21 protein-coding genes and 2 pseudogenes are annotated in these 21935 nt (G+C 71.4%); 14 read left to right on the top strand and 9 right to left on the bottom strand.

Annotated features, from left to right (window positions below):
• The first annotated feature begins 36 nt into the window (after nt 1-36).
• From OG948_RS48045 to argS, 4 genes are all read left to right on the top strand, one after another.
• Nucleotides 37-561, top strand: a complete 525-nt coding sequence (locus OG948_RS48045) for a gluconokinase (RefSeq protein ID WP_331771344.1) — start codon at nt 37-39, stop codon at nt 559-561.
• A 17-nt stretch (nt 562-578) separates the two neighbouring features.
• Nucleotides 579-1958 carry a gluconate:H+ symporter gene (locus OG948_RS48040; protein ID WP_406300903.1) on the top strand — a complete coding sequence of 460 codons (1380 nt, stop codon included), beginning with the start codon at nt 579-581 and terminating at the stop codon, nt 1956-1958.
• 277 nt (nt 1959-2235) lie between these two features.
• Nucleotides 2236-2844 carry a TetR family transcriptional regulator C-terminal domain-containing protein gene (locus OG948_RS48035; protein WP_331771342.1) on the top strand — a complete coding sequence of 203 codons (609 nt, stop codon included), beginning with the start codon at nt 2236-2238 and terminating at the stop codon, nt 2842-2844.
• A 93-nt stretch (nt 2845-2937) separates the two neighbouring features.
• A complete protein-coding gene (gene argS, locus OG948_RS48030) occupies nt 2938-4692 on the top strand; it encodes an arginine--tRNA ligase (protein WP_331771341.1) in 1755 nt (584 codons plus the stop codon).
• A gap of 172 nt (nt 4693-4864) precedes the next feature.
• On the opposite strand, the gene OG948_RS48025 is transcribed toward argS, so the two are convergent.
• Both OG948_RS48025 and OG948_RS48020 read right to left on the bottom strand, forming a co-directional pair.
• Nucleotides 4865-5677, bottom strand: coding sequence for a hypothetical protein (locus OG948_RS48025; protein ID WP_331771340.1), 813 nt, complete (start codon nt 5675-5677; stop codon nt 4865-4867).
• A gap of 4 nt (nt 5678-5681) precedes the next feature.
• Nucleotides 5682-6323, bottom strand: coding sequence for a papain-like cysteine protease family protein (locus OG948_RS48020; RefSeq protein WP_406300668.1), 642 nt, complete (start codon nt 6321-6323; stop codon nt 5682-5684).
• Nucleotides 6324-6589: 266 nt separating this feature from the next.
• Between OG948_RS48020 and OG948_RS48015 the strand changes: the two genes are divergently transcribed.
• Together OG948_RS48015 and OG948_RS48010 are read left to right on the top strand one after the other, a co-directional pair.
• Nucleotides 6590-7525 (top strand): hypothetical protein, encoded by a 936-nt coding sequence (locus OG948_RS48015; protein WP_331771338.1) that lies wholly within the window; start codon nt 6590-6592, stop codon nt 7523-7525.
• Nucleotides 7526-7744: 219 nt separating this feature from the next.
• On the top strand, nt 7745-8059 hold the full coding sequence (locus OG948_RS48010) for a hypothetical protein (RefSeq protein WP_331771337.1): 315 nt from the start codon (nt 7745-7747) through the stop codon (nt 8057-8059).
• A 52-nt stretch (nt 8060-8111) separates the two neighbouring features.
• Here the strand turns inward: OG948_RS48010 and OG948_RS48005 are convergent, their stop codons facing one another.
• Nucleotides 8112-8543: a hypothetical protein gene (locus tag OG948_RS48005; RefSeq protein WP_331771336.1), complete on the bottom strand. Its 432-nt coding sequence runs from the start codon at nt 8541-8543 to the stop codon at nt 8112-8114.
• A 173-nt stretch (nt 8544-8716) separates the two neighbouring features.
• On the opposite strand from OG948_RS48005, the gene OG948_RS48000 reads away from it, so the two are divergent.
• Entirely contained in the window at nt 8717-9661 is a 945-nt protein-coding gene (locus tag OG948_RS48000; RefSeq protein ID WP_331771335.1) for a ribose-phosphate pyrophosphokinase, read from the top strand.
• A gap of 98 nt (nt 9662-9759) precedes the next feature.
• Here the strand turns inward: OG948_RS48000 and OG948_RS47995 are convergent, their stop codons facing one another.
• Together OG948_RS47995 and OG948_RS47990 are read right to left on the bottom strand one after the other, a co-directional pair.
• Entirely contained in the window at nt 9760-10956 is a 1197-nt protein-coding gene (locus OG948_RS47995) for a DUF6114 domain-containing protein (protein WP_331771334.1), read from the bottom strand.
• A 66-nt stretch (nt 10957-11022) separates the two neighbouring features.
• On the bottom strand, nt 11023-11679 hold the full coding sequence (locus tag OG948_RS47990) for a DUF6230 family protein (protein WP_331771333.1): 657 nt from the start codon (nt 11677-11679) through the stop codon (nt 11023-11025).
• A gap of 235 nt (nt 11680-11914) precedes the next feature.
• On the opposite strand from OG948_RS47990, the pseudogene OG948_RS47985 reads away from it, so the two are divergent.
• Nucleotides 11915-12235: pseudogene (locus tag OG948_RS47985) on the top strand (ArsR/SmtB family transcription factor); the annotation flags it as partial.
• A 157-nt stretch (nt 12236-12392) separates the two neighbouring features.
• Complete coding sequence (locus OG948_RS47980; protein WP_331771332.1) at nt 12393-12584, top strand: hypothetical protein; 192 nt, start codon at nt 12393-12395, stop codon at nt 12582-12584.
• Between the two features lie 16 nt (nt 12585-12600).
• Here the strand turns inward: OG948_RS47980 and OG948_RS47975 are convergent, their stop codons facing one another.
• The 4 genes and pseudogenes from OG948_RS47975 to OG948_RS47960 form a co-directional block, all read right to left on the bottom strand.
• On the bottom strand, nt 12601-12720 hold the full coding sequence (locus OG948_RS47975) for an alpha/beta fold hydrolase (protein ID WP_406300667.1): 120 nt from the start codon (nt 12718-12720) through the stop codon (nt 12601-12603).
• A gap of 87 nt (nt 12721-12807) precedes the next feature.
• A pseudogene (locus tag OG948_RS47970) lies at nt 12808-13453 on the bottom strand (LLM class flavin-dependent oxidoreductase).
• A gap of 90 nt (nt 13454-13543) precedes the next feature.
• Nucleotides 13544-13744 (bottom strand): hypothetical protein, encoded by a 201-nt coding sequence (locus tag OG948_RS47965; protein ID WP_331771330.1) that lies wholly within the window; start codon nt 13742-13744, stop codon nt 13544-13546.
• Nucleotides 13745-13774: 30 nt separating this feature from the next.
• On the bottom strand, nt 13775-15484 hold the full coding sequence (locus OG948_RS47960) for an amidohydrolase (RefSeq protein WP_331771329.1): 1710 nt from the start codon (nt 15482-15484) through the stop codon (nt 13775-13777).
• Between the two features lie 326 nt (nt 15485-15810).
• Between OG948_RS47960 and OG948_RS47955 the strand changes: the two genes are divergently transcribed.
• The 5 genes from OG948_RS47955 to OG948_RS47935 all read left to right on the top strand — a co-directional run bounded on the left by OG948_RS47955 (nt 15811) and on the right by OG948_RS47935 (nt 21929).
• On the top strand, nt 15811-16503 hold the full coding sequence (locus OG948_RS47955; RefSeq protein ID WP_331771328.1) for a glutamine amidotransferase-related protein: 693 nt from the start codon (nt 15811-15813) through the stop codon (nt 16501-16503).
• Between the two features lie 1236 nt (nt 16504-17739).
• Nucleotides 17740-18807: a phytanoyl-CoA dioxygenase family protein gene (locus OG948_RS47950; protein WP_331771327.1), complete on the top strand. Its 1068-nt coding sequence runs from the start codon at nt 17740-17742 to the stop codon at nt 18805-18807.
• Complete coding sequence (locus OG948_RS47945) at nt 18789-20102, top strand: DUF6271 family protein (RefSeq protein ID WP_331771326.1); 1314 nt, start codon at nt 18789-18791, stop codon at nt 20100-20102. The genes OG948_RS47950 and OG948_RS47945 overlap by 19 nt, the downstream gene beginning before the upstream one ends.
• 37 nt (nt 20103-20139) lie before the next feature.
• The gene (locus OG948_RS47940; protein WP_406300666.1) at nt 20140-21363 is read left to right on the top strand and encodes a type III PLP-dependent enzyme; all 1224 of its coding nucleotides are present in this window, start codon (nt 20140-20142) and stop codon (nt 21361-21363) included.
• Entirely contained in the window at nt 21360-21929 is a 570-nt protein-coding gene (locus OG948_RS47935) for a GNAT family N-acetyltransferase (protein ID WP_331771324.1), read from the top strand. The genes OG948_RS47940 and OG948_RS47935 overlap by 4 nt, the downstream gene beginning before the upstream one ends.
• Nucleotides 21930-21935: the final 6 nt, after the last annotated feature.

Here is a 21935-nt window from a genome sequence, read left to right as displayed (position 1 = left end):
CCCGAGCACGAGCCGGGCAAGGACAGCGAGGTATCGATGAACGCCCCCCACGTCGTGGTGGTCATGGGTGTGTCCGGGACCGGGAAGTCCACAGTCGGTCGGCTACTGGCCACCGAACTGCGGGTGCCCTACGCGGACGCGGACGACTTCCACCCACCCGCCAACATCGCCAAGATGTCGGCCGGGATCCCGTTGGACGACGTGGACCGCGCGCCGTGGCTGGACGCCGTCGGCGGCTGGCTCGCCGCGCACGCGCAGTCCGGCGGTGTGGTCGGCTGCTCCGCGCTCAAGCGCGGCTACCGCGACCGGCTACGGCTGGCGGCGCCGGAGTTGATCACCGTCCATCTGGTCGGCGACCGGGCCCTGATCGCCGAGCGCCTGCGCGGGCGCACCGGCCACTTCATGCCCGAGGCCCTGCTCGCCTCGCAGTTCGCCGATCTGCAACCACTGGAGCCGGACGAGGCGGGCCTCGTGCTCGACATCTCGCCCGGACCCGACGCCGTCACCGAGCAAGCCGTCGCCGCGCTGCGCCGCCTGGAACCGAATCAGGAAACCTCGTGACCGCGATAGCCCTGCCGATGGTGGCGGCGGGGCCGCCGGCCGCGCCGATCACCTCGGCCGGACACGCCCAACTCGGCCTCGCGGTGCTCGTCGGCATCGGCGTGATCGTGCTGCTCATCGGCCGCTTCAAGCTGCATGCCTTCCTGGCGTTGACGATCGGCTCGCTGGTGCTCGGCGCGGTCGCCGCGGCCCCGATGGACAAGGCGATCGCCAGTTTCACCTCGGGTCTGGGCTCCACCGTCGCGGGCGTCGGCGTACTGATCGCGCTCGGCGCGATCCTGGGCAAGCTGCTGGCCGACTCCGGCGGCGCCGACCAGATCGTGGACACCATCCTGGCCAAGGCGAGCGATCGCACCATGCCCTGGGCGATGGCGCTGATCGCGGGCATCATCGGCCTGCCGCTGTTCTTCGAGGTCGGCGTGGTGCTGCTGATCCCGGTCGTGCTCCTGGTGGCCAAGCGCGGCAACCACTCGCTGATGCGGGTGGGCATCCCGGCGCTGGCCGGCCTGTCGGTAATGCACGGTCTGGTCCCGCCGCACCCCGGCCCGCTCGCGGCCATCGACGCGATCGACGCCGACCTGGGCGTGGTGCTCGCGCTCGGCGTGCTGGTCGCGATCCCGACGCTGGCCATCGCGGGCCCGCTGTTCGGCCGGTACGCCTCGCGCTGGGTGGACATCGCACCGCCGCAGAACCTGGTCCCCGAGCGTTCCTCGGCGGACCCGAAGCGGCGGCCCGGCTTCGCCGTCACCGTGGGCACCGTGCTGCTCCCGGTGGTGCTGATGCTCGGCAAGGCGCTGGTGGACATCGTCGTCGACGACCCCGCGGACCGGGTCCAGCGGGTCGCGGACGTGGTCGGCTCACCGCTGATCGCGCTGCTGTCGGCGGTGATCGTGGCGATGTTCACCCTCGGCCGGGCCGCCGGATTCACCCGGGACCGGCTGTCCGGCACGGTGGAGAAGGGGCTGCTGCCGATCGCGGGCATCCTGCTGATCGTCGGCGCGGGCGGCGGCTTCAAGCAGACCCTGATCGATGTGGGCGTCGGCCGGATGGTCCTGGACATATCCGAGGACTGGGCCATCTCCCCGCTGCTGCTCGCGTGGCTGATCGCGGTGGCGATCCGACTGGCCACCGGTTCCGCGACGGTGGCGACCATCTCGGCGGCGGGCCTGGTGGCGCCGCTGGCGGCGGACATGAGCAGCACGCACGCCGCACTGCTGGTGCTGGCCGTGGGCGCGGGGTCGCTGTTCTTCAGCCACCTCAACGACGCGGGATTCTGGCTGGTCAAGGAGTACTTCGGGATGAGCGTGGGCCAGACGGTGAAGACCTGGTCGCTGATGGAGACGATCATCTCGGTGGTCGCGGGCGGGTTCGTGCTGCTGTTGTCGCTGGTGTTGTAGCGCACACACCCCAGCCCGGAGGGCGGTGGACGGCGCGGGCCGGACGCGGCGCGGCGGGCGGGGCGCGGGGCGACGTGGAGCGCCCGGCGGGGCGCGCGGCGACGTGCGGCGCGACATCGTGGTGTCGCGCGAGGCGCCAGACGCGACGCGGCGGCCGGCCCGCGCACCGCCGCGAACCGCCGGGGCCCGGCCCCGCCGACGCCGGGACGATCCGGCACGGCGTGGAGAAGGGTGTCGGGTCCACGACGGTCGGCCGGGCAGGCCCTAAGCTGCCGGCATGTCGGCTCCCCAGGATGCTGCTCGTGACGAGGACCGGGTACGCGCCGCCGCGTTCCGCCTCGTATCGGCCCGGGGCGGCTCGCCGGTCACCCCCGAGGAGATCGCCGCCACCCTCGATCCGCCGCCTGCCGAACTCGGCCTGACCGACCCCGACGACGTACTGCTCGCCGCCGTGCACTGGTCGCATCGCCGGATCGCCCGGCGCTTCTTCGACCTCACCGCCGGCCGCTTCGGCCTGGCCGCGCTGCGGGCCGGCCTGATCGACCTGCTTCCCCTGGACGAGGACCGCCTTCAGGAGACCGTGCTCGAGGTGGCCATGTGGCACCGCGGCCTGGTCTCCCCCAAAATCGCCGCGAACAACCGCCGCGAACGCGAGGATCTGAGCGTGATCGTCCGCGGTGTCCTGCGCGACGCCCGCGACGACGGCGAGCTGATCGACGGCGTGGACGTGGACCGGGTCACGGCCGAATTGCTGGCCCTGATCGACGGCCTGAGCGTGCACGCGCTGCTCTACCCCGAGCGCATGTCCGGCACCGCCGCCGCCCGCGCGCTCGACGCCGAACTCGACCGGATCGCCCGCCCCGGCACGGCCCCCGAGGGCCACTGACCCGCCCCGCGCGCCACCCGGCTCGCCCGTCCCGCCGCCGCACGCGCGGAAAACGACATGAGTCCGCACCCCCGGGTCGGCTAGCTTCCCCGCATGACCACTCCGGAGAAGCTGCTCATCGAGCGGCTGGCCCCGGCGTTCGCACGGGTCGCGGGCACACCCGCCGATCCGACGATCCGCCCGAGCCGGCACGCGGACTTCCAGTGCGACGGGGCCCTGGCCCTGGGCCGACGCCTGGGCCGCGACGCGCGCGAGATCGCGGCCGAGGTGCTCCGGTACGCCGCGCTGGACGACCTGTGTTCGGCGGTGGAGATCAGCGGGCCCGGCTTCGTGAACCTCACCCTCGCGCCGACCGCGCTCGGCCGATTGCTCGCCGGGATCGCCGCCGACGAACGGCTCGGCGTGCCGCGTACCGACCGGCCCGAGACCATCGTCGTCGACTACTCGGGGCCGAACACCGCCAAGGAGATGCACGTCGGCCACCTGCGCTCGACGATCATCGGCGACGCCGCCGTGCGGGTGCTGGAGTGGCAGGGCCACACCGTGCTGCGCCGCAACCATCTCGGCGACTGGGGCACCCCGTTCGGGATGCTGATCGAGCACCTTTTGGACATCGGCGAGACCGAGGCCGCGCACGAGTTGTCGGTCGGCGACCTGACCGGCTTCTACCAGGCCGCACGGCGTGCCTTCGACGCCGACGAGGCTTTCCGGGTCCGGTCCCGGGAACGGGTGGTCGCGTTGCAGGCGGGCGATCCGACCACGTTGCGGTTGTGGCGGGTGCTGGTGACCGAGTCCAAGAAGTACTTCATGGCGGTCTACGCCCGACTCGGTGTCCGGCTGACCGCGGACGACTTCGTCGGGGAGAGCCGTTACAACGATCGACTGGCGCCGCTGGTACAGGAGTTGGCCGAGCTGGGATTGCTCCGGGAGAGCGCCGGCGCGCAGTGTGTCTTCCCCGCGGGCTTCGTCAACCGCGACGGCGAACCGCTGCCGCTGATCGTGCGCAAGAGCGACGGCGGATTCGGTTATGCCGCCACCGATCTGGCCACCCTGCGGCACCGGTTGCGGGACCTGGCGGCGGACCGGCTGTTGTACGTGGTCGGTACGCCGCAGAGCGGGCACCTGGAGATGGTCTTCACGACCGGGCGCGACGCGGGATGGCACGACGCGACCGCGCGCGACGCGGGCCGGGCGAGTGTGCCCGCGCGGATCGAACACGTCGATTTCGGCCACGTGTTGGGTTCCGACGGGAAGGTCCTGCGGACCCGGGCCGGGGCCTCGATCAAGCTGGTCGACCTGCTCGACGAGGCGGTGTCCCGGGCCGCCGCCACGATCGCCGAGAAGAACCCGGACCTGGACGCGGACGCGCGGGCGGCGGTGGCCCGGGCGGTCGGCATCGGTGCGGTGAAGTACGCCGACCTGTCCGGGGATCGGCGTAAGGACTACCGCTTCGACTACGACCGCATGCTCTCCTTCGACGGCAACACCGCGCCCTATCTCCAGTACGCACACGCCCGGACCCGCTCGATCCTGCGCCGGGCCGGCGTCGATGCGCCGCGGGCGACCGGGCCGCTGGTGATCCGGGAGCCGGCCGAACGGGCCCTGGCCCTGCGGCTCCTGACCTTCCCGGACGTGATCGCGGAGGTCGGCGAATCGCTGGACTTCCATCGCCTCGCCCTCCACCTGTTCGAACTGGCGACCACGGTCACCGGTTTCTACGAGAACTGCCCGGTGTTGCGCTCGACGGGCGAGATCCGGCACTCGCGACTGATCCTGTGCGACCTGACCGCACGCACCCTGGCGCGCGGCCTGGACCTGCTGGGCATCGAGGCGCCGGAGCGGATGTAGCCGAGCGGTCGACGCCGAGCGGTACGCAGCCGACCGCACCCGCGCCCGCATGCTCGGTGGGCGCGGGTGCGGTCGTGGCAGAACCTTCCCGGGCGGGGTCGACGTGGGGAGGAGCGACGACCCCGCCCGGCCGGCAGGTCCCGGCCCCGGTCGGGGCCGCCGGGCATCGGGATCAGCCGCGGCGGCGCCGGACCTTGACCAGCACGCCGCCCACGCCCGCGACGCCGAGCAGACCGGCCGCGGCGATCGCGGTCGGGCCGACGCCGAACGGGTCGTCGTCGGCGCGCGCCGTACCGGTGTCGGTCGGCCCGAAGCCGCCCGCGAGGCCCTTGGCGTCGTAGCCGGAGCCGGGCAGCTTGTCCGCGTAGGCCCGGTGCACCCGGTCCCGGTACGCCGAGACCGTGGTTCCGCCGGCGCCGATCGCCCGCTTCGCGTCGGCGTTCAGCGGCAACACCCGGTCGCCGCCCTGCACGTACCAGGCGTTGATCTGCGGCTCGCGGAAGACCACCCCGCCCGCGAGCAGACGCGCGCCGGCCGCGGTGTAGCGCGCCTCGTCGTCGCCGTCCGCGATGTTGACCACCTGTCGGCCCTGCGGGCCGTCCACCGTCCACACCGACGCCTTGCGGCCGTCGGCGGCCACCACGGTGGCGGCGAGGAACTCCTGCCGGGCGATCGGCACCGGCCGCGCGCCCGGGCGGGCCGCGACGAACTCCGGGGCCAGCGTGTACACGGCGACCACGTCACCGTCGATCCGGGGAGCCGCGTCCGCCGCCGCGAGCGCGCCGTCCCGGGCGAAGAACCTGGACAACGTGTCGAGCGTGCCGGGCGCGGCGATCACGTCGCGCGCGGCGCCCACGCCGACCGCGTCCGGCGCCGGCGGCGCGGGCACGGACGCGGCGTGCGCGGCCTGGGGGGTGAGTGTCAAGGTCAGCGCCGCCGCGAGGGTACCCGCCGCGAACAGGCGCTTGATGCCGCCTGCGGTCATGGCGTCACGCTCCGATCCGGTAGAGCGAGTGGGTCCAGGAGAACTCGTTGTTGCTCACGTACCAGTTGTGCGCGGCCCAGTTGTAGCGGTAGTTGTCCGGCCACGGGTCGCCCCAGTAGACCCAGTTCTGCGCGGTGTCGAAGCCGTGGATCACGTGCATGTGCCCGCCGCCCGAGGACCACTGGATCCGGGTCTCGATCGGCCGGTTCGCGTTGATCTCGGTCTGTACGGTGCTGTACTGGAGCCAACCGTTCACATAGGAACCGGAGTTGATCCCGGCCCAGCGCAGTGCCGTCTGCACGTTGCCGAGTGTGGCCTGCGAGTTGGGGCACTCGGTGCTCTGCGAACGGCCGAACGCCGCGTTGCAGAACTGGTTTTGGCTGTAATTGCGGCCGTACCAGGTCGCGATCGTGTTGCCGGCACCCGCCCAGCACCAGTTGCTCTTCTGCTGGGCCTGCATGGTGATGTTCAGCTTCTTCGAGGCGAGCGCGAGCGGTTGGGCCTGTTCCGGGCCGGCGCTCTGCGCTTGGGCGGCCGGCGCGGAGAAGCCGGCGGCGGAGCCGGACGCCGCCGAGGGCACCGCGAACAGCGCGGACAGCAGCGCGAACACGGTGAGGGTCAGCGCGCCGGCACGGCGGCCGGACACGGGGCTCGTTCGTGGGGACGTTCGAGTCATGGCGTTCCTTCCGTAACGGAGGGACGGGGGTGGGGCGTGGCGCGCGTCCGGACGCTGCAAGGTGGAGCATCGGGTGTTGTCGTGGTGTGTTTCAAGACGCTTCAATGCGGGGTGAAGCGGTGGTGTGAATGCCTGGACCGGCCTGTGAACGGCTCGTGACCGGTCGACTGGAACACCTCGGTCGGGAGTGGCGGTCCCGACCGGTCCGCCGTGAACGTTCACAAGGGAGGCGAGCGATGCCGCGGACCGACACCCGGGGTGACCCGGCCGAGGCGGAGTTGGCGCGGGTCCTGCGCGCCGGACCCTTCCATCTGGCGCTGCGCGCGGCGCTGGCGGCCCGCGGCCTGGCCCTGCACCGGGTGCAGCACCGGTTGGCCCAGCGCGGCGTCCAGGTGGGGGTGACCAGTCTCAGCTACTGGCAGCAGGGCGCCCGGCGGCCGCAGCGCGCCGAGTCGCTGCGCGCGGTGCGGGCGCTCGAGGAGGTCCTGGAGTTGCCGCCGCACGCACTGACCAGGCTGCTGGAGCCGGCGGCCGCCGAGCGTACGGCGTCGCGGTCCTATCGCGCGGTGGTGGAGGCGTCCGGCTCGCTCGGCCCGTTGTTGACCGACCTGGAATCACCCGCCGACGGCGGCCTGCACACGGTGTGCCAACTCGAACAGGTCCGGGTCGGGCCCCGGCGCGAACTTCTGGATCGCGCCTCGCAACACGTGGTGCGCGCGCACCGGGACGGGGTGGACCGCTATCTCGCCATCCACATCGGCGATCGGGGTTGCGCACCCGAGCGAGTACGCGTCCGGGCGACCGAGAACTGCCGTGTGGGGCGCGTGCGTTGGAGCCGGGACGCGGCCGTGCTCGTGGCGGAGCTGTTGTTCGACGCGCGGCTGCGCTCCGGGGACACCTACGTCTTCGGCTACGGCTTCGAGGACGGCACCGGCGGACCCAGCGACGAGTACGTGCGCGGCTTCACCTTCCCGTGCGGCCAGTACGTGCTCCAGGTCCGCTTCGATCCCACCGCCCTACCGGTGCACTGCCGCCGCTTCGCCCAGACCACGGCAGGCGCCCCACGTACCGGACGGCGCGACCTGACCCTCAACGGCCGACACTGTGTGGTTCACCTCGCCGAACAGGACGTCGCCCCGGGCATCCTGGGCATCGGTTGGGACTGGACCTGATCGCCGCAGTGTCCGAACGCCCGGCATCCGCCCGCGGACCCGCTCACCCGAAGGGCGCACCACCGGGGGCGATCCCGCACCGGATGACGTTGGATGGGCGGGAAATCGCCGGCGACCATCGGGCCCGCCCCGCCCGTCCACCACCGGACGGACACCGGACGGCCGGGACGCGACGGCCGTGGTGCGCGATCCGCGCACCCGAGGGAAGGAACGACACGCGTGAGCGAGACGACGGAGCGGCCGGTCCTGCGGGCCGCGGGCTCACATCTGTATCCCGGCGCGCTGGTGCGCCTGCACACGCCCGGGACGACGGACCCGCACCGGGCCGGGAGGGCACCGGGCGACCTGCTGTTCGCCGACGGTTCGCGAACGACCGCACAGGTGCTGATCGACCCGGACGAGCGGACCACCCTGTGGGTGGCCGAGTACACCACCACCCGCGGTACCACCATCTCCGAACGGGTCTGGTCGACCCACCCATCCCCCGACGGCTCGGGCGACACCATCCTCCACATCGGCACCCGACTGCCGTAAAGCACCCCGACGCCGATGGGCGCGCACGGTCGAACAGGAGTGTGCTCGGTGCTCAGGCCGGCACGGCGAATCGTGCCGACACATCGGGACCGCCTCGGGTGATCGCTGCCGCGACCAGCAGAACTCCCAGCGGCGGCAGCAGGAGCGGCGCAACCAGGCCGGAGCCGGCCAGTGCCGAGACGGCGATCGCCGCGCCGTGGGCCACGATCGCGGCCCCGATGCCCCAGCGGGCACTGCCGTGCACACGCAGCCGCCGAACCAGCGAACGACACACCCACGCCGCCTGCACACAGGCGCCCGCGACCACGGTCCACATCAGGGTCCGCAGCACGAAGACCTCGCGCGAGTCGGGCCCGTCGCCCTCCGCCCCGAAGCCGAACACCATGACGTCACCCATGAACAGCACGAACCCGAGGGCCCAGAGCGCTTCGAGCACGACGACCACCATCGCCGACCCCGCCGCCAACCTTCGTATCGTCTTCATGTGGGCATTGTGGTCCGTCGGCCGTCCCGATGGGCGTGCCCGCCGGGTTCGGTCCGCCGTCGGGTCCGTCGGGTCTGTCGAGGTCGTTGTTTCGGTGGGGTGGGGGGTGGGCCTTAGCATGTGGCCGGAATGCCGACTCGAGTGCGGCGATTCGATGACACAAGGAGCGGTTCGTGCGAGAGATCGCCGTGTTCAGCGGTAGCGCACACCCCGAACTGGCCGCCCAGGTCTGCGCGCACCTGGGTGTGCCGCTCAGTCCGACCCGGGTGAACAGGTTCGCGAACGATTGTCTGGAGGTACAACTTCAGGCCAACTGTCGCGAGCACGACGTCTTCCTGATCCAGCCGCTGGTCGCTCCCGTGCAGGAGAACCTGGTCGAGTTGTTGTTGATGTGCGACGCCGCGCGCGGTGCGTCGGCGGGCCGGATCACCGTGGTGATGCCGCACTACGCCTACGCGCGCTCGGACAAGAAGGACGCGCCGCGCATCTCCATCGGCGGCCGGTTGGTGGCCGACCTCATGGTCGCCTCCGGTGCGAGCCGGGTGCTGGCGATGACGTTGCACTCGCCGCAGGTGCACGGGTTCTTCTCGGTTCCGGTCGACCATCTGCACGCGCTGCGCGAACTGGCCGAGCACTTCCGGCGCTACGACCTGTCCAACACCACCGTGGTCTCGCCGGACCTGGGCAACGCCAAGGAGGCCGCCGCGTTCGCCCGGATGCTCGGCGCCCAGGTCGCGGCGGGCGCCAAGCAGCGCTTCGCCGACGACCGGGTGGCGATCAGCGCGGTGATCGGCGAGGTCGCCGGTCGAGACGTGATCGTCCTGGACGACGAGATCGCCAAGGGCAGTACTGTGCTCGAACTGCTGGACCGTCTCCGCGAGTTGGGCGCCCGCTCGATTCGCGTCGCGTGCACCCACGGGCTGTTCGCCGCCGGTGCCCTCAAGCGCCTGTCGGATCAGCCCGACGTGCTGGAGATCGTCTGCACCAACACGGTCCCGATCCCCACCGAGGAACACACCGACAAGCTGCACGTGTTGTCGATCGCCCCCGCCCTCGCCGAGGCGGTCCGCCGCATCCACAACGGAGAGAGCGTCAGCGCCCTGTTCGACACCCCGTGACACGCGGTTCGGGCGGCGTCGGGTCCGGGTCGGTCGGATCAACTCGGATCAGGTCGGGTCAGATCGGGTCAGATCGGGTCAGATCGGGTCAGATCGGGTCAGGTCAGGTTCAGGTCGGTGGTGATCTTGTCCGTCAAGACGAGGGCCTGCTCGGCGCGCACGTCGGTCATGAAGACGAACGGCGGGATGATCGGCGGGAGCGGCAGCCCGTCGGCGGCGAAATCGAGGCAGATCAGGCCCTCGATACAGCCGTGCAGGCGGGTGAGGTAGATCCGTACGTTGCCGTCCAGGTCCAGCCGGGTCGTGTCGATCCGCATCCTCGGGCCGTCGCCGTCGCGGGTGGCGAGGCGGTAGTCGCGCAGGTGCGCGGCCCGCATGGTCAGCACCAGCACCCGTAACGGCCCGCGCGCGGTGTCCAGGGTGGTCACGCCGGCCAGGGCGAAGCCGATCGGGGCGAAGAAGCTCGCCGTGATGGTCGGAGGTGTGGCGCCGACGACGACCCCGGCCGTCGTCGGCGCCGACGCGGCGGCCGCCCTGGTGCCGCCGCACGCCTCGGCCGTGTCCCGCGCGGTACACGGCTTCGAGGCGGTCTCGGCCGCCTGGGCCCGGTTCCCGTCCGGGCCGAGTACGGACGCGACGATCAGCAACGGCAGCGCGACCGCCAGGGCCGAGGGTGCGCCGCCGGCGCGGCGCCGGTGGAACCGCCGCCGCGCCTTCGCGGGGGCGGGACGGTCCGCCCCCTGATCGAGCTCCTCGTCCGGCTCCTCGTCCGACCGCGCCGCGGGGTCCGGCAGCACACCGGGCCCGGGCCCGCCGAGCAGCGTGATCGAGGTGACCGACCCGACCGGCGCGGGCGGTGCGCTCGGCCGCGAACGAGGCTTCTCCCGAACGGACTCGGTCGCCCCGACCGCACGCACCGGCCGCCACGCGAAGCCCATCGCGCCGCCGAGCACACCGAGCAGCATGCCCAGCAGGAAGCCGCCGAGATTGGCCGCGACGAACGACGCGATCGAGGCGACCAGCGCGATGATGCCCACGAAGTGCCGGTGCTGCGCCGCGAACCACATGAACAGGCCCGCGACCATCAGGATCACGCCGATGGCCAGACTCGCGATCCCGGCGATACCCAGGCTGACCATCACCGGCAGCGGGGACAGCGGCACGGCCAGGATCTCCAGGCCGCCCGCGATCAGGTACACGCCGCTCCAGAACGGCCTGGTCCGCCGCCATCGGCGAATCACCCGGCGCTCGGCCCGAAACGGCAGATGCCGGTCCAACCACGATCTCGGCTCCATGTCGGTTCCGTTCTCCGGAGGTGACGTGGGATCGGAGGAACAGTTCGGAAGAGCGGTGACGTGGGATCAGAAGCAGCCCGGGCCGTCGAGGCTCACCCCGACCCGCAGACCCTTGAGGTTGAACGTGCCACCGGTGGCGGACCACGCGTGCGAGCGCACGCCGGCCACCGTGACGTCGCCGGCCTGGAGTCCGAACGTGCCGCGTTCACCCTGCGCGCCCGGCACCTGGTCCAGGGTGGAGGCGTCCCGGCCGATCTCCACCGTCCCGAACCGGGCGTCCCCGACCAGGTCTTCGGCACCGATGGTGAGGTTCTTCGCGGTCACCTCGCCCGCGTCGCCGCCGGCCGTGAGCTTGAAGGTGATGTCCCCCAGCGGGGTCTTGACCTTGGCCGACTGGCAGATGTCGCTGAGCGTGGCATCGCCGATGGCGAGCATCGAGACCGGGTGGCCCTTGCCGTCGAGCGAGGTGTTGGTGCTCACGTACGACGACAGTCCGGCGCTGGTCAGCTTGCCCGAGCTGACCTGGAAGCTTGCCCCGGAGACCGCGAACGAGGCGGCCAACGCACCCTGGGCCATGGCCAGGGTGAGGAAGCCGACCGCGCCGAGGCCGACGATACCCAGCGCCCCCGCGCGTCGCCAACTGGTGCCGCCCTCGTCGGCCTCCGCCGACGGGCCGACCGTGTCGAGGTGGGATTGTGCGGCCGAGCCGTTTCGTGCGGACACTGTGTTCCCCTCTCGTGGGACCTGGCCGTTCACGGGTCGCTAAGGCGACGCGCACGCACGCGGGCGGCACGGTGGACGCCGAAGGACAGCGCGGCAAAGCGGTGGGGTGGGCCGATCTCGAGTGCGGTGGGACGGCGGAGCGGAGCTGCCTTCGACGCTGTGCGTATACCGTGCCGGGCCCGAGAGTAGGCTTCGATTTGAATAAAAGTCAACGAACTCCGCGGAACTTGCCCCCATTTCGCACCTCCCCCGCCACCCGGACCGCGATCGGATCCGGATCGAGGATGTCCTGTCGGCACTCGGGGACCCGCTGCGCCTGGGCGCCGTGCGGGTGCTCGACGCCGGCGGCGAGCACAACTGCGGCAGCGTGCCGGCCGTGCTCGGCGTGACCTCGAAGTCGACCATGACCCACCACTGGCGCGTGCTCCGCGACAGCGGCGTCATGGGGCAGTACCCGGCCGGCCGGGAGAACCTGCTCTCGCTGCGCCGCGACGACCTCGACGCGCGCTATCCCGGCCTGCTCGACGCCATCCTGACCGGCGCCCGTACCGACGAGGGGGATCCGGCCGCGGCGGGGGGCGCTGAGCCGCACGCTCCGCCGCCGTCCCCGCCGGTTCTCCGATCGGCGCAATCGCCGTGTTCTTCGCCGGGCTTCGGGGTACTGGGATCGCCCCTCGATCCGACGGCGGGAGAAGCGCGTGATGGAGATCGGCATGAAGGTCAGGACGACCCGGCTGCTCGACGGCGGCCTGCGGCAGGTGGTGCCCGCGGACGCCGAGGGCTACGTGGTGGCCAAGCTGTTCGGCGGAGAGGTCGAGGTCGCCTTCACCCTGCGGGGCCTGCTCGGCGGCACCCGCACCGTCAACGTCCCGGTCGCCCCGACGCACCTGGCGATCCAGCCATAGCGGCCGGGGGCGCGCTTCAGGACCGCGGAAGGAAGTCCTCGAGCGCGGCACCGACCGCGTCCGGCCGTTCCAGGGACTGCATGTGCGGCGTGCCGGGCAGCTCGCGGTACACCGAACCGGGGATGCGCGCGGCCACGCCCGCCATGAACTCCGGCCCGGCCGTGCGAGCCGACGCGAACTGATCATCTGCCGATCCCGTCACCCGCGCGGGGGACCGCCGGCCTCACATGGCGGCGACCCGGCGCACGATCTCCCGGCACAGCGGGCCCACCTCGGCCGGGTCGTCGGTGTACTGGGACGGCTTGACGCAGATCGTGCCGAAGCCTCGGGCCACCTGCCCGGGGATGGACTCCAGGGCCGGTGCGATCGGCGCGGGACGATGCGCGTCGGGGAACGTGGGCCGGATCCCGCCGACCATCTCCAGCGCGTCCGGATCCCGCCCGGCCGCGCGCAGGGCCGCCCGCAGCCGGGCCAGGTCCGCGTCCGTGGGCTGCCCGAGCGGATGGAAGCCGTGGCCGTAGCGCACCAGCCGACGCAGCAGCGCGCCGTGCACCGAACCGCCGCCCATCCACAACCGCGGGCCGGACTCGCGATAGGGCTTGGGCACCAGGTAGGCGTCCTCGAAGCGGTAGTGCTCGCCGGCGAATGAGGCCGGGGTGTCCCGCCACAACGCCTCCCACGGCGAGGTGTTCGTCCAGCCGCCGTCCGCGCTGCTCGAACGGCACACCGAGCGCGGCGTATTCGGGCCGATGCCAACTCACGATCGGCTGCGCCACCAGCCGTCCCTCGGCGAGCAGATCGAGCGTGGCCAACTGCTGTGCCAGGGCCGGCGGATGGCGCAGCGGCGCGATCACGCGGGCCGCGATCAAGCGCAGCCGCTCGGTGCGCGCGGCGATCGCGGCCGCCAGGAGCAGCGAGTTCGGCCACGGCGTGGCCCGGTCCTGGTTGCCGGGCAGCGCTTACTCGCGCGGGTTGGCCATCAGGCCGTTCGCATCCGAGCCGGGGCCGAGCACGATGTGCTCACTGACCATGACCCCGTCGAACCCGGCGTCCTCGGCCTCGACCGCGATCCGCACCAGAGCCGGCGGGTCGCGCGGGTCGCGCGGGTCGCTCAGCGTCCAGTTCTCGCTGAGTACCAGGATCAGGCGTGGGGCCGGCATGGGCATCCCTTCCTCGGGGGCGACGCCGACCTACGCGGCGTACACGATCCGGCCGTCGAAGATGGTCAGCGTGACCGGGAGATCGGCGATCTCGCGCGGGCCGGTGGTGGTCAGGTCGCCGTCGAGGACACAGATGTCGGCGACCTTGCCCGGCTCGAGGGAGCCCTTCCAGTCCTCGGCGAAGTCCTGACGCGCGGCGTTGATCGTGTACGCGCGCACCGCCGTGGCCAGGTCCACACACTGCTCGGGACCGCTGGCCCGACCGGTCGCCTTCGATTCGCGCAGCATCATCGCGGACACGCCACGGCGCCAGTCGGGGTGGGTGATCGGCGCGTCCGAACTCGCGGTGACCGCGATGCCCGCGTCCACGGCGCTGCGTACCGGCCACTGGTAGGCGGACCGCTCGGGGCCGACCACGTCGTCCATCAGGTCGGCGATCGTCCATTTGATCGCCGGGTTCATGTTCACCCCCCAGCCGTGCTCGGCGAGCGTGCGCAGGCTGCGCGGCGTGCAGAAGTCGCCGTGGATGACGTAGTGCCGCTCGTCCCGCCGCGGGTGCGCGCGGGCGGCCTCCTCGAACGCCTCGACCAGCGCTTCGATGGCCCGATCGCCGGTGACGTGTACCCCGATCTGGTGTCCGGCGGCGTGCGCGTGCCCGACGATGGCGCGCAGTTCGTCCACCCGCAGGGTGTCCGAGTCGCCGTGCATGCACAGGCAGCCGTTGCCACCGCCGACGTACTCCTCGCGCATCCACGCGGTGCGGCTCGGCGGTATCCCGTCGGCGAAGACCTTGACGCCCAGGATTCGCAGCAGTCGGGGGTTGAGGTCGGCGATCCCGTCCGGGAGCGGCTCGGCCAGGCGCTCGGGCAGTACGTCGGCCGCCTCGCCCATCGCCAGCGGGAGCAGCAACACGCCGACCCTGGCGTCGAGTTCGCCGGTGCGGGCCAGGTCCGCGTAGACCGAGAGGGTCTCCGGGCCGGCCGCGCCGAGGAACAACGAGCCGCCGCCGGGGCCCAGGCCCGGTTCGGTGAAGCTGGTGATGCCCTCGGCGTGGCAGATCGCGACCGCCGCACGAACGGCCCGCTCGCGTTCGGCCCGGGTCATCGGCGGTACGGCCGCGTTGACCAGGTTCTGGGCGCCCTCTCGAAGCAGCCCGGTGGGCTCGCCGGCGGCGTCCACCTCGATGATGCCGCCGGGTGGCGCGATCGTGTTCCGGTCGATGCCCGCGACCTGGAGGGCGCGGGTGTTCAGCCACGCGGTGTGCCCGCTGAACTCGTAGAGCAGGACGGGTCGATCGGCAACCACGGCGTCCAGGTCCCGGCGGTGCGGGGATCGGGGGTCGGACGCGCTCGACGCCCGGCACTCCGCCAGGTAGCCGATGTCCCAGCCGTTGCCGATCACCCACGCGTCCGGCGGCAGCACCTCGGCGTGCCGGGCGACGGCGGCCGCGATGTCGGCGATCGAACCGACGGCGGGGTACGACACGTCGACGGCGAGCGGCGGGCGGGTGGCGCCGAACGCGCACGCGTGCAGGTGGGAGTCGTTGATCCCGGGCAGCGCGGTACGCCCGGCCAGATCGATCACCTCGGTCCCGGGGCCGATCAGTGGCCGGATCTCGACGTCCGACCCGACCGCGACGATCCGGCCGGCGCGGACCGCGAGTGCCTCGGCGACGGTGAACTCGGCGTCCACGGTGAGGACGCGGCCGTTGGTCAGGACGAGATCGGCGCGGTCCGACATCCGGGCTCCTTGGGTAGCGGCGACACACCGGGGAATCGACACCCGATATTATTTGAGGCCAAACGATATGGACGACCCCGATCCGCCACAAGACCCGGGGGCAGATTCTTCGACCCCGAACGAGGAGCCGGGCGGGCGCGATCCGGCGAACGACGACCCGGGCTTGCGATCGACGTGCGACCCACCTATCGTTTGGGTTCAAATAAGCCCCAGGGGGCGGGCTCCGAACGCATCGAAGCGGCCTGGTTCGGTTCGATGGGGTTCGATCCTGTTCGAATCGCTTCGGTCTGGTTTGTTTCGATGTGTCGACGGAAGGTCGGGTCCCGGTGCGCGCCTTGATCATTCGCCACGACCACGTCTCGCATGCCGGGTACGTCGGTGCGCGACTGGCCGAACGGGGATTCGCGCCGTACGAGGTGGCCGTCGTCCCCGAGCAACGCTTCCACTCCCCCGACGTGCGCGTCGCCTTCCCCCGCCCGACGGACTTCGACGTCGTCGTGTCGCTCGGCGCGCCGTGGTCGGTGTACGACACGGAGGCGATCGGCACCTGGATCGGCGACGAACTCGCGCTGCCGGCCGAGGCGGTCCGGGCGGACGTACCCGTCCTGGGCATCTGCTTCGGCGCGCAGGCGCCGGCCGCGGCGCTCGGCGGAACCGTCGAGCCGGCGCCGAGGTTCGAGCTCGGATGGCATGCCGTGTCATCGCACGAACCGACCCTGATCTCCGCCGGCCCGTGGTACCAGTGGCACTTCGATCGCTTCACCGTCCCACCCGGCGGGCGCGAGACAGCCCGCTCGCCGGCGGGACCGCAGGCGTACGTGCTGGGCCGCTCGCTCGGCGTGCGGTTCCACCCCGAGGTCACCCCGGACACCGTGGCCGCCTGGCCGGACGACGGCGGTGACGCCCTGGCCCGGAACCTGGGCCTGGACGTCGCGGAGTTGCGCCGGATCGAGGAGGGCGGGCGGGAACGGGCCGACGCGCTGGTGGACGCGTTCCTGGCGGACGTGGCCAAGCTCTGAGCCGCGGCCGGCCCGGCCGGCAGAGAACCCTCGGAGGCAGCCCCCTCGGCGGGCGCCCGTGATCGGGACACTCGATGAGGGGCCGGTTCGAGCCCGGCGCGCCTCCTGCTGCTGCTTCGGAGGATCCGGGGGCACCTCTCGGGCATCACGGGACCCTCGGCACCGCGTCGGGGCGTCTCGGCGGCGCCTCGGAGCACCTGGGCCGCGTGTTGCCGCGCCGACGGAAGGCGGGACCCGCGAACCCGCGAACGAGGAGCACGGTAGGCCCGATCGGCGCCCTCGGCCACCCGCTCGTCGACCCGCCGACACCGGGGAAATCCGCTGCGTTCATCCCGGGTTCGACGACGAACTACCTTGCCCGGAAAGGCCGATCGACGCCTCAGGGCACGACCACCGTACCCCGTCACGCGGACCCGACGCGTCCGTCACCGCGCGTCCGCGGACGGTTGCAAAAAGGATCAACGTGGGGGTTGACACTGAAAGTTGGTCTAGACCAACCTAGTGGAACGGGGATCGGAGAGGTGTGTGTTCCGGCATGGCCGCCCGCTGATCGGGCGAGCGCGGGCCGGGACCGTACGTCCGCTGTGGGTGTGCGCGCCCTGTGCGCGGCACCGATTACAAGGAGGTAGGAATCCCGGCTCGGTCATCGCGGAGAACCACGACCTCCGCGGCGCGACCGACCGGGCGCGGTGGTGCGCTCTCTTACCAAGTCTGCTTGCCGTAAAGCCCGTTCAGCCCTTCGCGAGGTTCCACCGTGGGTCGGGGGACTCGGGGATCACCGAGGGGTCCACGCATCGCGATCCGTCGTTCGCCACCGTCTTGGGGCGACGACCCTCACCGCTGTACGGATGAGCTCTCACAGCACCCGGGCAGCCTCACTCGACGCTCGTTCCGCGACCGGCCGCAGCCGGCGACTCCCCGCGGCACGAACGGCCCGACGAGGTTGCGATGGGTGTTGCCCTCGGTCGGACCGGGGCGAGTCGCCCGTCGGTCGGGATCGCGGCCCCGGCCGCGCCTGCCCGGGACGAACTCCCTTGAATGGACCGCGACTTCGCTGCGCTCACCATACTCGGACCGGCGCGTCCGCCTGCTCGACGCTCGTTGTCGTGCCCGGAGGACGACGGCGACCACGCCGAGGTGCACTCGGCACGGGCCGCGATGCCCCCTGCGCGAACCACCGCCGAGAGCGGTCGATTCGCTCAGCCACGGAAGAACTTCGAGCCTTGGAGTGGTCAGATGCCGACGCCCGACCCATATCCCCATCGAGCAGCCTCGGATATCCCCTACTACAGCGCGGACGGTGAGACGTACCTGGCGCCGACACCGCTGCGTGATCTGAAGAAGTCCAAGCCGCTGCGGGTGTTGTCCGAGGAGGACTTCGACTTCTGGCAGACCTACGGATACGTCGTGGTCAAGGAGGCCATCCCGGCCGCCGCGGCGGCTCGCCTGCTGGAATTCGCGTGGGGCTTCCAAGGACTCGACCCGGACCGGCCGCAGGACTGGTACCGCGACGATCGCGAGTTCCGCTCCGACCTGGACCGGGAACTGCACATCTACGGCTTCGTCGAGGCCTACCACCACCAGCTCATCTGGGACAGCCGGCAGACCCGGCGCGTCTACGAGGCGTTCGTGGACGTGTGGGACTGCGAGGAGTTGTGGGTGACGCTGGACCGGCTCAATCTGAACCCGCCCAACATCCGGGATCGCGATCGGGCCCACATCGCGCCCACGGACCAGGGATTCGACATCGAATTGCACTGGGACGTGGACACCACCCTGGAAGTACCGCCGCAGCGGGTGCAGGGCATCATCGCGCTCGACGACACCCGGCCCGACCACGGCGGATTCCAGTGCTCTCCGGAGCTGTTCCGTCGTTTCGGCGAGTGGAAGGCCGGACAGCCCGCGGATCGGGACCCGATCCGACCCGCCGTCGACCGCACCGAGTTCCCGGTGATCCGACCGGAACTCGAAGCCGGGGACCTGCTGATCTGGAATGGCCTGCTCGCCCACGGCGTGGCCCGCAACACCTCGGTGAACGGCGTGCGAGCGGTCCAATACCTGTCCATGATGCCCGCGTTGGAGTCCCACCACGAGCAGCGTCGATCCCGGATCGAGTCGTGGCGGCACCTGAGCACACCCGACTGGAACAAGACACTGGTCGGCGACGCGACGAAGCACGAATCGTTGCGCTACGGCACCGCCACCCTCGACGACCTCGGCGAGAAGCTCCTGGGGCTCCGGTCCTGGAGCCGGCACGACAACGAACAGTCGACCGGAGAGCCGGCATGCACAAAATCTGCCTGACCCTGCCCACCAACCGGGCGTGCGCCGCCACGATATCCGCGATCGGCGAGGAAGCCGGCTATGCGGCATGGCACTTCGACGTCGAGGTGCACCTGCTGATTCTCGACTCCGCCGACCCGCAGACGTACGCGGCGCACGCCGAAGTCGTCGAGGAGGCGCCCGAGTCGCCGAACGTGATCGTGCACCATCTCGACGAGGCCCGGCAGCGCGACTTCCTGCGCGCGGTGATCGACCGCGCCGGCGTCGGCAAACCGGACCTGCTGCTGGACCTGATGTTGCCGAACACCGTGTCGTACGGCGCCTGCACCAACCGCGCCTTCCTGATCGCCGCCGCGCTCGGCTGCGCGTCGATCCACCGCCGGGACTCGGACAGCGCCTACCAGACCCACGAGGGGGAACCGGTCTTCCCCATCCACCACGAGCTGACATCGCTCGGCAAGCGCGCCGGCGACGCGGCGTCCGGCGTGAGCGAGACCGCGCTGGATCCGGCGCACGCGGACAAAACCGTGGTCCTGGCGGGTGGTTCGTTCGTCGGTGAACTCTCCGTCGACATCGGCGAGATCCAGCGCATCGACCGCGAGGCCTACCACGACATCGTCGGCCTGTGGGCCCCGCCCGAGTGGTCGGAGCAGCAAAAGCGCGCCCTGGTCGCCGAATCCTTCACCGGAGCCGGCACCGACCCGTTCGTCCGGGATCACTCGACGCTGACCATCGTCGACCCGATGCGGATCGACATGTGCAACATCGGCTTCCACCACCAGGTGTACGAGCGGGTACCGCTGCCGCCGGCGACCGACACCATCGGCAGCGACTACTTCCTCATGCACCTGGTGCACGACGCCGCGCTGCCGGGCGTCCTGCACAACCGCCACATCGTGAACTTCTACACGCCGGAACGGCGTACCGACTCGGGGTTCGTCGCCTACCAGCTCCGGTTGACGAAGTTCTTCCTGTCGATGCTGCACTTCAACTTCGTCTACGCCCGGATGGCGACGAACGGCGACGCGCTCCTCGACGCCGAAGGGCACGTCCGTCCCGACTCGATCGCCGAGCTCGCCCGCGAGAGCGCCCGGTTGGACCACGCCGAGAATGTGCGACGGCTGCACAGTCTGGACCGGTCCTACCGAAGGCTGGGCGGCCGATACGCCGCGTTCGCCGACACGTTGGCCGAGCGTGGCCCGCGGCTGCTCGACGAGGCCCAGGCGGACATCGAGGACTTCGCGCTGCTGATCGAGGCATGGGCGGCGCTGATCCACGCGAGCAAGGCCACGAGCGTCCACGAACCGCACCGATAGTGGGACCCGGACCGACATCATGCACGTAAACGCACGTATGCGCGCCGCCCTGGCGGCCACCACCGACGACCGAATCGTCTTCGACCTCGCCGGCATCGAAGAGCGATACGACTCCCTGCTGCGCGAGTTGCCCGACATCTCCGTACGATTCGCGATGAAGGCCTGCCCCGTGGACGAGGTGCTCGCCTGTCTGGCCGACAAGGGCGCCGGCTTCGACGCGGCAAGCCCGCGGGAGATCGAGCAGGCGATCGCCACCGGCGTACCCATCGATCGCATCCACTACGGCAACACCATCAAGTCCGACCGGAACATCGCCGACGCGTATCGGCTCGGTGTCCGGGACTTCGCCACCGACAGCCTCGAGGACGTGCGGGCCGTCGCCGCCCACGCGCCCGGCACCCGGGTCTTCTGCCGGCTGGCCACCAGCGGCGAGGGAGCCCTGTGGGGTCTCAGCCGCAAGTTCGGCTGCTCCGGTGCCGACGCGGTGCGCGTCATGGAGGAGGCCCACGCGCTGGGCCTGATCCCCTCCGGCCTGTCCGTGCACGTCGGTTCCCAGCAGATGACCACCGAGGCCTGGCAGGACGCCTGCGACCGCATCGCGGACGTGCTCGCGAGCCTGAATCGGCGCGGGATATTCCCGGACCACGTCAATCTCGGCGGCGGGTTGCCGGCCCTGGGCTACCTCGACCGGCACGGCCGGCCGTTGCACCCCCCGATGGACAAGATGTTCGCGGTCATTCGCGAGGGCATCACGCGCCTGCGTGAGGTGTCCGCGACACCGCTGGACTTCCTGATGGAGCCCGGACGCTACTTCGTCGCCGACAACGGCGCGATCCGGGCCCGGGTCTCCCGGCTGTCCGCGCGCGAACAACTCGACGGACAGCGCCAGTACTGGCTGTACCTGAGCTGCGGGAAGTTCAACGGCCTCTACGAGATGGACGAGTTGCAGTATCGACTGGTCTTTCCCACACACGACGACGCGGAGTTGGTGCCGGCCGTCGTCGCGGGCCCCACCTGCGACAGCGACGACGCCTACCCGCACCGGGACAACCTCACCCGGGTACCCGAGTCGCTCGCCTCGGGGGATCCGGTCTGGATCGTCTCCTGCGGCGCGTACGTCACCAGTTACACCACCCTGGGGTTCAACGGTTTCGGTCCGCTTCCCTACACGTGGACCGACGGCGACCCCGACGATCGCGACCACGTTCGGCGCCAGGATCCGCCCCGGCGTGCCGATCTGGTCCTGGAAGGTCTGCGGTGACGGGTCCGCGCGCACGCATACGACACATCACCGAGGACGACTGGGACCACATCGTCGCGCTGGAGGCCGCCACGTATACCGACGGCGCGCTGTCCGAGGAGCGGCACGCGCTGGAGTCGCGCGCCCGCTCGTCGCCGGCCACGTGCTTCGTACTGGACGTCGAACGACGGCCGGCGGGCTACGTGCTGGCCCTGCCGTACCCGATGTTCCGCTATCCGGACCTGTCCCGCGCGGAGGACGTGGTCTTCCACTCGCGCAACCTGCACCTGCACGATCTCGTCGTCGCCGAGCGTCATCGCGGCAACGGCTTCGCGCGCGACCTGCTGGACCGGCTGATGACGACGGCGCGGACCAAGAGGTACGAGCGCGTCTCGCTGATCGCGGTCGGCGGCAGCGAGGCGTTCTGGGCGGCGAACGGCTTCGCGGCCGTTCCCGACGTCCCGCTTTCCGCGAGTTACGGCGCGCACGCGGTGTACATGTCCACGGCGGTGCACCCGGGCCGCGCATCGAGCAGGCGACACCCGTCGATGGTCCGCTCCGCGGATCGTCCCCACCCGACGAAGTAGGCGCAT

It is taken from the genome of Embleya sp. NBC_00888 (assembly GCF_045207655.1).
In the GTDB taxonomy this organism is placed as follows: Bacteria; Actinomycetota; Actinomycetes; order Streptomycetales; family Streptomycetaceae; genus Embleya.
The sequence above is the reverse complement of the archived record's forward strand: the minus strand, read 5'-3'. Positions and strand labels throughout refer to the sequence as shown.